Origin of the sequence: Bisbaumannia pacifica, from assembly GCF_007989625.1 — a bacterium.
GTDB lineage: Bacteria > Pseudomonadota > Gammaproteobacteria > Pseudomonadales > Halomonadaceae > Bisbaumannia > Bisbaumannia pacifica.
Window position 1 is genome coordinate 33,314 of record NZ_BJUK01000019.1, and the last position, 12,349, is coordinate 45,662.

9 protein-coding genes are annotated in these 12,349 nt (G+C 68.9%); 5 read left to right on the forward strand and 4 right to left on the reverse strand.

Going from position 1 to position 12,349, the window contains the following annotated elements; translation table 11 throughout:
- Positions 1 to 134 precede the first annotated feature (134 nt).
- Complete coding sequence (locus tag HPA02_RS09740) at positions 135 to 1,838, forward strand: ABC transporter permease (RefSeq protein WP_146802991.1); 1,704 nt, start codon at positions 135 to 137, stop codon at positions 1,836 to 1,838.
- Here HPA02_RS09740 and HPA02_RS09745 read toward each other — a convergent pair.
- Complete coding sequence (locus HPA02_RS09745; RefSeq protein ID WP_146802992.1) at positions 1,797 to 2,915, reverse strand: ABC transporter ATP-binding protein; 1,119 nt, start codon at positions 2,913 to 2,915, stop codon at positions 1,797 to 1,799. The two genes, HPA02_RS09740 and HPA02_RS09745, sit on opposite strands and share 42 nt — an antisense overlap.
- A 206-nt stretch (positions 2,916 to 3,121) precedes the next feature.
- Between HPA02_RS09745 and HPA02_RS09750 the strand changes: the two genes are divergently transcribed.
- Positions 3,122 to 4,150 carry a Fe(3+) ABC transporter substrate-binding protein gene (locus tag HPA02_RS09750; RefSeq protein ID WP_146802993.1) on the forward strand — a complete coding sequence of 343 codons (1,029 nt, stop codon included), beginning with the start codon at positions 3,122 to 3,124 and terminating at the stop codon, positions 4,148 to 4,150.
- 73 nt (positions 4,151 to 4,223) lie between these two features.
- Here HPA02_RS09750 and HPA02_RS09755 read toward each other — a convergent pair whose 3' ends face one another.
- Positions 4,224 to 5,129, reverse strand: a complete 906-nt coding sequence (locus HPA02_RS09755; RefSeq protein WP_186809965.1) for a LysR family transcriptional regulator — start codon at positions 5,127 to 5,129, stop codon at positions 4,224 to 4,226.
- A gap of 140 nt (positions 5,130 to 5,269) precedes the next feature.
- Between HPA02_RS09755 and HPA02_RS09760 the strand changes: the two genes are divergently transcribed.
- The 3 genes from HPA02_RS09760 to HPA02_RS09770 are packed head-to-tail and all read left to right on the forward strand — an operon-like array spanning position 5,270 to position 8,825.
- Positions 5,270 to 6,640, forward strand: coding sequence for a uracil-xanthine permease family protein (locus HPA02_RS09760; RefSeq protein WP_146802995.1), 1,371 nt, complete (start codon positions 5,270 to 5,272; stop codon positions 6,638 to 6,640).
- A 3-nt stretch (positions 6,641 to 6,643) separates the two neighbouring features.
- Entirely contained in the window at positions 6,644 to 8,119 is a 1,476-nt protein-coding gene (locus HPA02_RS09765; RefSeq protein ID WP_146802996.1) for an amidohydrolase family protein, read from the forward strand.
- Entirely contained in the window at positions 8,112 to 8,825 is a 714-nt protein-coding gene (locus HPA02_RS09770) for a sulfite exporter TauE/SafE family protein (RefSeq protein ID WP_146802997.1), read from the forward strand. The genes HPA02_RS09765 and HPA02_RS09770 overlap by 8 nt, the downstream gene beginning before the upstream one ends.
- Before the next feature lie 24 nt (positions 8,826 to 8,849).
- Here HPA02_RS09770 and HPA02_RS09775 read toward each other — a convergent pair whose 3' ends face one another.
- Both HPA02_RS09775 and polA read right to left on the reverse strand, forming a co-directional pair.
- Entirely contained in the window at positions 8,850 to 9,554 is a 705-nt protein-coding gene (locus HPA02_RS09775; protein WP_146802998.1) for a TIGR04283 family arsenosugar biosynthesis glycosyltransferase, read from the reverse strand.
- A 1-nt stretch (position 9,555) separates the two neighbouring features.
- Positions 9,556 to 12,318, reverse strand: a complete 2,763-nt coding sequence (gene polA, locus HPA02_RS09780; RefSeq protein WP_146802999.1) for a DNA polymerase I — start codon at positions 12,316 to 12,318, stop codon at positions 9,556 to 9,558.
- Positions 12,319 to 12,349 lie beyond the last annotated feature (31 nt).

Consider the following 12,349-nt stretch of genomic DNA (forward strand, 5'->3'; position numbering starts at 1 on the left):
GCGACGCGATACCAGGCGCCTGCCAGGCCGGCGGGGCGCCCCCACGGCTGCCAAGCCGGCGGCTAACTGCTATGATTCGCCGCTGAGATTTCGTCCCATTTCACTCTATATCGTGCTCCGGCAGGAGGCCCCGCGTGACCCACCCCCCCAGCCAGACCGCGGCTCCACCCACTCGCCGCTTCCTGCCCCATCTCAGCCCCTGGACCCTGCTGACCCTGGTGATCGCCGCCGTGGTGGCCCTGCCGGTGATCACGGTGCTGGCCCATGTCCTGATGCCCACCGAGGGCGTCTGGCAGCACCTGGCCGCGACCGTGCTGCCCCGCTACCTGACCAATACCCTGATCCTGGCGCTGTGCGTGGGCCTGGGCACGGCGCTGATCGGCACCGCCACCGCCTGGCTGGTGGTGATGTGCCGCTTCCCGGGACGGCGGATCTTCGAATGGGCGCTGCTGTTGCCCCTGGCGGTGCCCACCTACGTGATCGCCTACGCCTACACCGACTTCCTACAGTATGCGGGGCCCCTGCAGAGCGGGCTACGCGAGCTCTTCGACTGGGGCCGCGGAGACTACTACTTCCCCAATATCCGCTCCCTGGGGGGCGCCGCCACACTGATCACCCTGGTGCTCTACCCCTATGTCTATATGCTGGCCCGAGCCGCCTTCCTGGAGCAGTCGGTCTGCGTGCTGGACGTGGGCCGCACCCTGGGCCGCGGGCCCTGGCGACTCTTCTCGAGCATCGCCGTGCCCCTGGCGCGGCCGGCCATCGTCGGCGGGGTGTCGCTGGCGCTGATGGAGACCCTCAACGAGTTCGGCGCGGTGCAGTTCTTCGGCGTCGACACCTTCACCACCGGCATCTACCGCACCTGGTTCGGCATGGGCGAACCGGTGGCCGCGGCCCAGCTGGCCGCCTGCCTGCTGCTGTTCGTGATGACCCTGGTGCTGCTGGAGCGCTGGTCCCGAGGCAAGCGCCGCTACTTCCATACCTCGAGCCGCTATCAGCAGCTTCCGGAGTATCGCCTGGGCGGCCTGCGCGGCCTGGGGGCCTTCCTGGCCTGCGCCCTGCCGGTGCTGGTCGGCTTCCTGATCCCCAGCCTGCTGCTGCTCGATATGGCCATCGCCGAGGGCGATTCCCTGTTCGGCCGACGCTTTATCGACTTCGCCCGCAACAGCCTGATCCTCGCCGCCCTGGCGGCGCTGATGGCGGTGGGCCTGGCGGTGGTGCTCAGCTACGGGGCGCGCCTGAGCCGCACCTCCGTGACCCGCACCGCCACGCGCATCGCCGCCATGGGTTACGCCATCCCCGGCTCGGTGGTGGCGGTGGGCATCCTGATCCCCTTCGCCTGGCTCGACAGCCGCCTCAACGAGTACCTGCAGACGCACTACGGCATGCTCGTCGGGCTGGTCTTCAGCGGCTCCGCCTTTATCCTCGTCTACGCCTATGTGGTGCGCTTCCTGGCGGTCTCCTTCAACACCATCGAGGCCAGCCTGGGCAAGGTCACGCCCTCCATGGACGCCGCCTCCCGCACCCTGGGTCAGACCGCCGGCGGCACCCTGCGCCGGGTGCACACCCCGCTGATGCGCGGCAGCCTGCTGGCGGCGGGCATCCTGGTCTTCGTCGACGTGATGAAGGAACTACCCGCCACCATCATCCTGCGTCCCTTCAACTTCGATACCCTGGCGGTGCGGGCCCACAACCTGGCCTCGGACGAGCGCCTCGCCGAGGCCTCGACCTCCTCCCTGGCCATCGTGGTGGTGGGGATCATCCCGGTGATCCTGCTGAGCCTGGCGATGCGCCGCTCACGCCCCGGCAGCGGCGTCCGCAAAGACGAAGACCTGTGACGGATCCAGGGTCAGCCCGACCGGCTGGCCCTCCTCGGGCAGGAAGACCCCTGGCACCCGGGCATGCAGGTGATGCTCGCCATCCGGCCAGTGGGCACAGATATGCAGCAGGCTGGAGCGCCCCAGCAGCCGCGCCATGATCACATGGCTGGCGCCGTGATCGGCGGGGGCCTCCAGGGACGTGACGCTCAGCGCCTCGGGGCGGATCAGCACCCGGGCGGCGGCGCCCTCGGCCAACCCCGCGGCACGTACCGGCCCCACCGGGGTCTGCACCACGCCGTTGCGCACCTCCCCCCGCCACTCGTTGACCTCGCCGAAGAAGGTCACCACGAAGGGATCCTGGGGCTCGCAGTAGAGCTCCTGGGGCGTGCCCATTTGCACGATGCGCCCGTCGCGCATTAGGGCGATGCGGTCGGCCATGAACATCGCCTCCTCCGGGTCGTGGGTCACCAGTAGGGTGGCCGCGCCGACCTTCTTGAGCACGTGCAGGGTATCGTCACGGATGCGATCGCGCAGCCGCGCGTCCAGGCTGGAGAAGGGCTCGTCCAGCAGCATCAGCTGCGGCGCCGGGGCCAGGGCCCGGGCCAGGGCCACGCGCTGCTGCTGGCCCCCGGAGAGCATATGCGGGTAGCTCTTGGCGTAGCCGCCCATGCCCAACTGGTCGAGCAGCGCCAGGGCGCGCTGCTGGCGCAGCTTGGCGGGCTGCCCCTCGAGGCCGAAGGTGACATTATCGAGCACCGTCAGGTGCGGGAAGAGCGCCGAGTCCTGGAAGGCCAGGCCGACGTTGCGCTTCTCCGGCGGCAGGTGACGCAGCCCGGGGCCGGCGATGCGTTCACCGCCTAGCAAGAGCTCGCCCTCCTGCAACGGCTCCAGGCCCGCGGCGATGCGCAGCAGGGTGGTCTTGCCGCAGCCGGAGGGACCAAGCAGGCAGACCACCTCCCCCGGCGCCATCTCCAGGCTGACGTCATGGACCACGGCATGGCCATCGTAGGCATGGCGGACACCTTGCATGGAGAGGGCGCCGGCGGGATGTGGCGCGACCTGGGCGATATCGGCGAGAGTCTCGGTGCTGGTCATAGGCTCGAACGATCGGGTTCAACGACGAAGGAGTGTCCGCCCATCTTACGCGAGAAAGCGCCAACTGCGGTTACCTTTTACTCGCATTCTCATCCCGGTGTCGCCAGGGAGTATTGACGGGACCGATGGGAAACGGTTCAATGATAGTGAAACTAATACGAAGCATTATCATTCTAGCAATAAATCCCACATCCTAGAGGTGCTCGATGCTCAACCGTCACCGTCTCGCCGCCGCCATCGCCATGGTCATGGCCGGTTCGGCCTTCGCTTCCCAGGTCGCCGCCGACGAGGTGAATATCTACTCCGCGCGGCACTATGACTCCGACCAGGCGCTCTTCGATGCCTTCACCGCCGAGACCGGCATCGAAGTCAATGTACTGGAGGGCGACTCCGACCAGCTGATCCAGCGCATTCAGCGCGAGGGCGCCGCCAGCCCCGCCGATGTGATGATCACCGTGGACGCCGGTCGCCTGTGGCGCGCCGAGCAGGAAGGCATCTTCCAGGGCATCGAGTCCGAGGTGCTCAATGAGCGCCTGCCAGAATCCATGCGCCACCCGGAAGGCCTGTGGTTCGGCTTCAGCCAGCGGGTGCGGGCGATCTTCTATGATCGCGAGAGCATCGATCCCAGCGAGATCGGCAGCTACGAGAACCTCGCCGATCCGCGTTTCGAGGGCGAGGTCTGCATTCGCTCCTCCAACAACATCTACAACCAGTCCCTGCTGGCCTCGATGATCGCCCATCACGGCGAAGAGGAAGCCGAGGCCTGGGCCCAGGGCGTGGTCAACAACATGGCCCGCGATCCCGAAGGCGGCGACACCGACCAGATCCGTGGCGTGGCCAGCGGCGAGTGCGATATCGCCGTGGCCAACCACTACTACTATGTGCGCCTGCTCAACTCCGATGACGAGGCGGATCGCGAGGCGGCGAGCCGCGTCGGCATCTACTTCCCCAACCAGGACGACCGCGGCGTCCACGTCAATGTCGGCGGCGCCGGCGTCGTGGAAGGCGCGCCGAACCGCGACAACGCCATCCGCCTGCTGGAGTTCCTGGCCTCCGATACCGCCCAGGAACTGTTCGCCGCCGGCAACTACGAGTTCCCGGTCGTCGATGGCGTGGCGAAGAGCGACGACCTGGAAGCCTGGGGCGACTTCAAGAAGGACGACCTGAATATCAGCGTCCTCGGCGAGAACAACCCGGAAGCGATCCGCATCTTCGATCGCGTCGGCTGGCGCTAAGCGTTACGCCTTAACCGGTGCACCACGAGACCCGCGGCCCAGGCCGCGGGTCTTTGCGTTTGGGCCGCCGCCTTCAGGGATCGATGCCGCGCATCGCCGCCCCCAGGCGCTCCACCAGGGCTCGGATGGCCAGCGGCAGGTCGCGGTCGCTATGCGCGCAGAGACTCAGCCGGGCCCTGGCGATGCCCCGCTCCCGCAGCGGGCGGAACAGCAGCTCACCATGGATCCGCTCGCGGGCGATATCGAGGCGATTGAGAAAGGCCACCCCCAGGCCCGCCCGGACCATCGACTTGATGCCCAGGATACGGTTGCAGGCCACATAGGGGGTCGCCTCGAGGTCGGCCCGCGCCAGCACCTGCTGCAGGGTCGAGCCATGGAACATCTCGCTGTCGGGCAGGATCGTCGGATAGGCCAGACACGCCTCGAGACTCACCGAAGCCTCTGCCGCCAGGGGGTGATCCGGCGCCATGACGGCGCCGAACTCCAGCTCGACCTGTTCGATCAGGCGGATCCTGGGCAGCGTCGGCGGGTTGATGCACAGGCCGATATCGGCCTCGCCGGTGGCCACCCGCTCGAGGATGGCGTCGGTCATGCCGGTCATCACCACGAAACGTACCCGCGGGAAGTCGCGACGAAACTCCGCCAGCACCTCCGGCAATAGCTGGTCGGTCAGCGACTCGACGCTAGCGATCCTCACCTCGGCGCAGCCGCTGCCGCGGATTTCCCCCAGTTCCTCCTGTAGTCCCCGCTCGTCGCGCTGCCACTGACGCACCTGCTCGAGCAGCAACTCCCCGGCCGGCGAGAGCCGCAAGCCCCGCGGCAGGCGCTCGAAGAGCGGCACTCCCAACTCGTCCTCCAGCTTGAGGATCTGGCGATTGACCGCCGAGGCGGCCACATGAAGCCGCTCCGCGGCCCGGCGCAGCGAGCCCTGGCGAGCGACCTCCTCGAAGTAGCGCAATCCCGGCAACAGCAGATGCATTTTCATCTCCGCCAACTGTTGCCTTTTCGGCAACGATTAGTGCGAAACAATATTATGGAACAGAACACAAGGGCTCGCTAGGGTTGAGGTACCGGCCGCCCCTCCCATGGCCGGTGACCACAACAACAAGAGGACTCCCGATGAACACCACCCCCAAGCCAACCGAGGCGGTCGAACCCGTCGACGAGCGGCTGCCGCTGGGCACCCTGCTGCTCTATGGGCTGCAGCATGTGCTGGTGATGGCGGCCGCGCCCATCACCGCGGCCTTCCTGATCGGCCATACCCTGGACCTGCCGGACGACGTCACCGTGGGCCTGATGAGCGCCATCTTCCTGGCCTGCGGCCTGGCCGGCATCCTGCAGTCCGTCGGCGCCTTCGGCTTCGGCGCCCGCCTGCCCTTCGTGCAGGTCCCCGGCGGCGCCCCCCTGGTGATCTTCCTGGCCATCGCCCAGGCCACCGACCTGCAGACCGCCACCGGCGCGGTGATCCTCACCGGCCTCTTCTACTTCCTGGCCCTGCCCTTTTTCACCCGGCTGCTGAAGTACTTTCCGCCCATCGTCATCGGCACCATGCTGCTGCTGGTGGCGATCAACCTGATCCGCATCTTCGGCGGCCTGATCACCGGACGCCCCGGCTCGCCGGAATTCGCCAGCATGGGCGGCATCGCCCTGGCCCTGGTCACCATCGCCTGTACCGTGCTCTTCGCCCGCTGCTTCAGCGGCATCTGGCAGCGTATCGCCGTGATGCTCGGCCTGCTGGCCGGGGCGACGGTGGCCGTCCTCAGCGGCGCCATGAGCTTCGACAATGTGCTCAGCGGGCCGGTCGTGGCTTTCCCCCAGCCCTTCCCCTTCGGCATGCCGAAGTTCGATCTCTTCGCCTCCCTGCCGCTGCTGATCTTCTGCGTGGTATCGATGACCGAGGCCACCGGCCAGACCCTGGCCACCGCCGAGATCGTCGGCCGCCAGGGCGACCACAAGGCCATCGTGCCGCGCAACATCCGCGCCGACGCCCTGGGCTCGCTGTTCGGCGGCTGTTTCGGCACCTCGCTGATCATCACCAGCGGCGAGAACATCGGCATCATCCGCGCCACCGGGGTGCGCTCCCGCTACGTGACCATCGCCGCCGGCGCCATGCTGGTGCTACTGGCCCTGATCGCGCCCCTGGGCCGGCTGGCCCATGCCGTTCCCACCGCCGTGGTGGCGGGTACCGCGGTGATCGTCTTCGCCATCATCGGCGTGATGGGCATCAATATCCTGCGCAAGGTGGACTTCGATCAGAACGGCAATATGTTCACCCTAGCCGCGGCCCTGGCCATGGGAATCCTGCCCATCGTGGTGCCGGGCTTCTACAGCGCCTTCCCGCAGCACCTGCAGATCGTGCTGGGCAACGGCCTGGCCATGGGCACCCTGACCGCGGTGCTGGTGAATATCCTCTTCCATCACCTGGGCACCTCGCGCCGGCCGCGCAACGGCGGCGAAGCGGCGCCCCTCGACGCCTCCAAGGGAGACTAAGGCATGACCGATTCGACTCGCGCCGCGCCTCGGCTGACGCCCGACCGCCTCAACGACGAGACCCTGCTGCTGCTGCCCGAGGAGGTGCTGCTCCCCGAGGGCTGCCAGACGAACCAGGCGGTCCTGGTCGCCGGGGGACGCTTCCAGGAGGTGGGCGATGCCGCGACCCTGTGCAGCCGCCACCCGGAGCTGACGCCCATCGAACTGCCGGGACAGCTGCTGATGCCGGGGCTGATCGACACCCACCATCACCTGACCCAGTCCCTGGGCAAGTCGCTGGTGTTCGGCGAACCCTCGGAGATCTTCAAGCGCATCTGGATTCCCCTGGAGGCCAGCCTCGACGAGGAGCTGCTGCACCTGTCGGCCAAGCTGGCGGCCCTGGAGGCGCTGCGCGGCGGCTTCACCACCGCCGTGGATGCCGGCACCCGCTCCGCCGCCGACATGACGGCCATCGCCCGAGCCGCCGAGGAGACCGGCCTGCGCTGCGTGCTGGGGATGATCTGCAATGACCTGGGCGGCGGCGCCGGCGACTCCGACCCCGAGGCCAGGGCGGCGATCCTGCAACGCGCCGAGGGCCACCTGGCCCGGTGGCAGTCCCACCCCCTGGTGAGCCCGTCGCTGGCGGTCTCGATTCCCGAGGTGGCCAGCGACGCCATGCTGCACGCCGCCTCCGCGCTGAGCGCGGAGGCGGGAGTGATCTTCCAGACCCATGTCAACGAGCACCTGCAGGCGGTGGAGCGCTCCCTGGTGGCGCGGCGCCAGCGCCCCCTGGAGCACCTGCATGCGGTCGGCGCCCTGGGCCCCCAGGCCCTGGTGGCCCATGCCACCCTGGTCACTCCGGACGAGCTCAACCTGCTGCGCGACACCGACACCGCGGTGGCCTTCAATCCGGTGGCCAGCAGTTGGAAGGGCAATGCGGTGGCCCCGGCCCTGCAGATGGCGGCGCTGGGCATTCGCGTCGGCCTGGGCACCGACGGCACCCGCAGCGATGGCTTCCGCCTGCTGGATGCCGCCGAGACCAGCCAGCGCCTGGCCTTCGGGCTGGCCAGCGGCGACTCCTCCTGCGGCGGCGGCTGGCGCTGGCTGGAGCAGGCCACCCGCGGCGGCGCCGACGCCGCGGGCCTCAAGGGCCTGGTCGGCGAGATCGCCCCGGGGCTGGCCGCCGATTTCCTGCTGGTGGACCTGGAGGTACCGGAGATGACGCCCTCCTGGGATCGCCCCTGGGAGCTGGTGCGCTACGCCAGCCGCGACCAGATCAACGCCGTCTTCACCAACGGTCGCCTGCGCCTGTGGCAGGGCTGGCCCCTGGAGTGGGACGGTCGCGCCCTGCTGCGCCGGGTACGCGAGGCCGCCGCCGCGGTGCGCGAGGCGCCGATCTATCGGGTCCACCCCGAGGCCAGCGAGCACCGCGCCCGCAGCCGCGGCAAGGCGATGATCGCCGAGGCCCTGGATAGCGCGAGGCGCCAGCATCATGGGTGATGTCACGATCTTCCTGATCCTGGCCCTGGCCACCGCCGTGGCAGCCTTTATCCAGGGCGCCGTGGGCATCGGCTTCGCCCTGGTGGTGGCGCCGGTGATGGGGCTGCTGCGGCCAGACCTGTTGCCGGTCGCCCTGCTGATCCTGATGCTGCCCCTCAATGGCTATGTGGGGCTGCGGGAACGCGACGCCATCGATTGGAAGGGGGTCGGCTGGGTCAGCCTGGGGCGCCTGCCGGGGACCCTGGCCGGCCTGGGCATCCTGGTGGTGATGTCCGCCGACGGCCTCAACCAGGTGATCGGCGCCTCCACCATCCTCGCCGTGCTGGCGGGACTCTTCGCCCCGGTGTTCCAGCCCAATCGCAGCGCCTGCGCCGCGGTGGGCCTGATCACCGGGGTCACCGAGACCGCCACCGGGGTCGGCGGCCCGCCGCTGGCGCTGCTCTACCAGCACCGCCCGGGGCCGGTGCTGCGCGCCACCATCGCCCTGTGCTTCCTGGTCGGCGAGCTGATCTCCCTGGCCATCCTCGCCCTGGCCGGCCAGTTCCAGCCCCACCAGTGGCTATGGGCCCTGGCCCTGCTGCCGGCCCTGGCCGTGGGCAGTATCGCCAGCCGCCTGGTCCATCACCGCCTGGATGCCCGACGCATGCGCCTGGGGGTGCTGACCTTCGCGCTGATCTCCGGCATCGTGCTGCTGATTCCGCGCTGACCCTCGGCTAACGCAACGACTCGCTCAACGATAACATCGCGCCAGGGCCTCGGGGCTGGCGCCCAGCCAGTAGGCCAGGCGCAGCCGCCACATCAGCAGGATGGTGCGCCAGACGCCGCGGCGCTCCCAGCGCCGCCCGGAGGTGGTCACGGTCAGGCGCAGGCAGCGCGGCGCGCCGCGACGCTTGAGGCGCCGGGAGAGCTCGATATCCTCCATCAGCGGCTGATCCGGGTAGCCCCCCACGGCCTCGAAAGCCGCCCGGGTGACGAAGATCGCCTGGTCGCCGGTGGCGATGCCGGTCAGCCGCGAGCGCCGGTTCATCAGCCAGGCCACCCAGCGCAGCAACGGATGCCGCCCCTCGATCCGCACCTCGAAGCGCCCCCACTCCCGCTTATCCAGGGCCCCCAGCAGGGCGGCGCGGCCACCCTCGGGGAGGCGGGTATCGGCATGCAGGAAGAGCAACCTGGGCGCCGTGGCCACCGCGGCGCCGGCGTTCATCTGGGCGGCACGGCCCCGGGGCGACGCGATCAGGGTCGCCCCACCGGCCCGGGCCAGGGCCGGACTCGCGTCCCGGCTGCCGCCATCCACCACCAGGATCTCGTCGCCGGCATCGCGGTACTCGGCCAGGGCGGCCAGCAGCCCCGGCAGGTTGTCGGCCTCGTCGAGCACCGGGATCACGATCGCCAGGGCGGGGCTCCCTGGCGTCGGACGCCCCCCGGACGGGCTCATCCTAGTGGGCCTCGTCCCAGTTGGCGCCGCTCTCGGCCTCGACGATCAGCGGCACGCGCAGCTCGGCGGCATCGGTCATGCGCGCCTTCACCGCCTCGATAAAGTCGTCCACCTGGGCCTCGGCCACCTCGAAGACCAGTTCGTCGTGGACCTGCATCACCATCCAGGCGTCGACGTCCTCGGCCTGCCGCAGCCAGGCGTCGACCTCGATCATGGCGCGCTTGATGATATCCGCGGCGGTGCCCTGCATGGGGGCATTGATGGCGGTGCGCTCGGCGCCCTGGCGGCGGGCGCGGTTCTGGGCATGGATCTCCGGCAGGTAGAGGCGCCGGCCGAAGACGGTCTCCACATAGCCGTCCTCGGCGGCCTGGGCGCGGATGCGCTCCATATAGCGGGCCACCCCGGGGTAGCGGTCGAAGTAGCGGTCGATATAGGTCTGCGCCTGATTGCGCTCCAGGTGCAGCTGCCGCGACAGCCCCCAGGCGCTCATGCCGTAGATTAGACCGAAGTTGATCGCCTTGGCGCTGCGCCGCTGGTCCGGGGAGACCTTGTCCAACGGTACCCCGAAGACCTCGGCGGCGGTGGCGGCATGGATATCGCGCCCCTCGGCGAAGGCACTCAACAGCCCCGGGTCCTCGGAGAGGTGCGCCATGATGCGCAGCTCGATCTGCGAGTAGTCGGCGGCGACGATGCGGTAGCCGGGACGCGCCACGAAGGCCTGGCGGATCTTGCGCCCCTCCTCGGTGCGGATAGGGATGTTCTGCAGGTTGGGGTCACTGGAAGAGAGCCGCCCGGTGGCGGTGACCGCCTGGTGATAGCTGGTATGCAGCCGCCCGGTAGCCTTGTTGACCAGCCGCGGCAGCTTGTCGGTGTAGGTGGAGCGCAGCTTGGCCAGGCCGCGGTGCTCCATGATCACCTTGGGCAGCGGGTAGTCCAGCGCCAGCTCCTCGAGCACCGCCTCGGCGGTGGAGGGCGCCCCCTTGGGGGTCTTCTTGAGCACCGGGATCTTCTGCTCCTCGAAGAGGATCTGGCCCAGTTGCTTGGGCGAACTCAGGTTGAACTCGCGGCCGGCGAGTTCATAGGCCTCGGCCTCCAGGGCCTGGATGCGCGTCGCCAGTTCCTGGCTCTGCTCGTGCAGGCGCTGGGCATCCAGGGCCACGCCATGGCGCTCCATGCATGACAGCACCGGGATCAAGGGCCGCTCCAGCGTATCGAGCACCTCGGCCAGGCGCCCCTCCCCTTCCAGGCGCGGGCGCAGGGTCTGGTGCAGGCGCAGGGTAATGTCCACGTCCTCGCAGGCATAAGGCGCCGCCTGCTCCAGGGCGATCTGGTTGAAGGTCAGCTGCTTGGCGCCCTTGCCGGCGATCTCCTCGAAGGAGGTGGTCTTCTCGCCCAGGTACTTCAGCGCCAGGGAGTCCATATCGTGGCGGGTGGCGGTGGAGTCCAGTACATAGGACTCCAGCATGGTGTCGGTCAGCGGCCCCACCACGCGGATCTCGTAGTTGGCCAGCACCGAGATATCGTATTTGAGGTTCTGGCCGATCTTGCCCTTGGCGGGGTCTTCCCAGAGCGGCTTGAGGGCCTCGAGCACCGCCTGGCGGTCGAGCTGGACCGGGGCGTCCAGGTAGTCGTGAGCCAGGGGGATATAGGCCGCCTCGCCGGCTTCCAGCGCCAGCCCCACGCCGACGATCTCCGCCTGCATATAGTCGAGGCTGGTGGTCTCCAGGTCGAAACAGAAGGCCTCGGCGGCCTCGAGGCGCGCCAGCCAGGCGTCGAAATCGGCCTGCTCGAGGACCACGCTGTCCCGGCGCTGGGCGCTCGTCGAGGACGCCTCGCCCTCCGCCGCGGCCGAGGTGCCCGTGGCCACGTCATCGACGCCCTCGTCCTTGCCCTCGAGCAGCTCCGCCAGCCAGGTCTTGAACTCCAGCTCCCGGTAGAGTTCCACCAGGCGCTCCCGATCCGGGTGGGCGATATCCAGGTCGTCGAGCCCTACCGGCAGCTCGCAGTCGGTCTTGATGGTGGCCAGTTGGTAGGAGAGGAAGGCCTGGTCGCGATTCGCCTCGAGCTTCTTGGGCAGGGTCTTGGCGCCGCGAAAGCCCAGGCCGGTGACCCGATCGAGATCGGCGTAGATCGCCTCCAGGCCGCCGCCCATGCCCTGCAAGAGGCCGAGGGCAGTCTTCTCGCCGACCCCGGGCACGCCGGGGATGTTATCCACCTTGTCGCCCATCAGGGCCAGGAAGTCGATGATCAGCGACGGCGGCAGGCCGAACTTCTCCTCAACCCCGGCCTCGTCGAGGGTCTCGCCCTTCATGGTATTGACCAGGGTGATATGCCGATTGACCAGTTGGGCCATGTCCTTGTCGCCGGTGGAGATCACCGCGTCGCGGCCGGCCTCGGTGGCATGGCGAGCCAGGGTGCCGATGACGTCGTCCGCTTCGACCCCCTCGATGCACAGCAGCGGCAGTCCCAGGGCGCGGATGCAGTCGTGAAGCGGCGCCACCTGGGCGCGCAGGTCATCGGGCATGGGCGGGCGCTGGGCCTTGTACTCGGCGTAGAGGTCGTCGCGGAAGGTCTTGCCCTTGGCATCGAAGACCACCGCCATGGGGCTGTCCGGGTACTCCTTGATCAGGCTCTTGAGCATATTGAGCACGCCCTTGACCGCGCCGCTGGGCTGCCCCTTGGAGGTGGTCAGGGGCGGCAGGGCATGGAAGGCACGGTAGAGGTAGGAGGAACCGTCGACGAGAACGATGGGGGGCTTGGCCATGATCGGAGTATCCAGTTGCGGCGGCAATATC

Coding starts and splice junctions, on each gene's coding strand:
- HPA02_RS09745 (WP_146802992.1), bottom strand. CDS start 2,915: ATGACCAGCACCGAGACTCTCGCCGATATCGCCCAGGTCGCGCCACAT.
- HPA02_RS09750 (WP_146802993.1), top strand. CDS start 3,122: ATGCTCAACCGTCACCGTCTCGCCGCCGCCATCGCCATGGTCATGGCC.
- HPA02_RS09755 (WP_186809965.1), bottom strand. CDS start 5,129: ATGCATCTGCTGTTGCCGGGATTGCGCTACTTCGAGGAGGTCGCTCGC.
- HPA02_RS09760 (WP_146802995.1), top strand. CDS start 5,270: ATGAACACCACCCCCAAGCCAACCGAGGCGGTCGAACCCGTCGACGAG.
- HPA02_RS09765 (WP_146802996.1), top strand. CDS start 6,644: ATGACCGATTCGACTCGCGCCGCGCCTCGGCTGACGCCCGACCGCCTC.
- HPA02_RS09770 (WP_146802997.1), top strand. CDS start 8,112: ATGGGTGATGTCACGATCTTCCTGATCCTGGCCCTGGCCACCGCCGTG.
- HPA02_RS09775 (WP_146802998.1), bottom strand. CDS start 9,554: ATGAGCCCGTCCGGGGGGCGTCCGACGCCAGGGAGCCCCGCCCTGGCG.
- polA (WP_146802999.1), bottom strand. CDS start 12,318: ATGGCCAAGCCCCCCATCGTTCTCGTCGACGGTTCCTCCTACCTCTAC.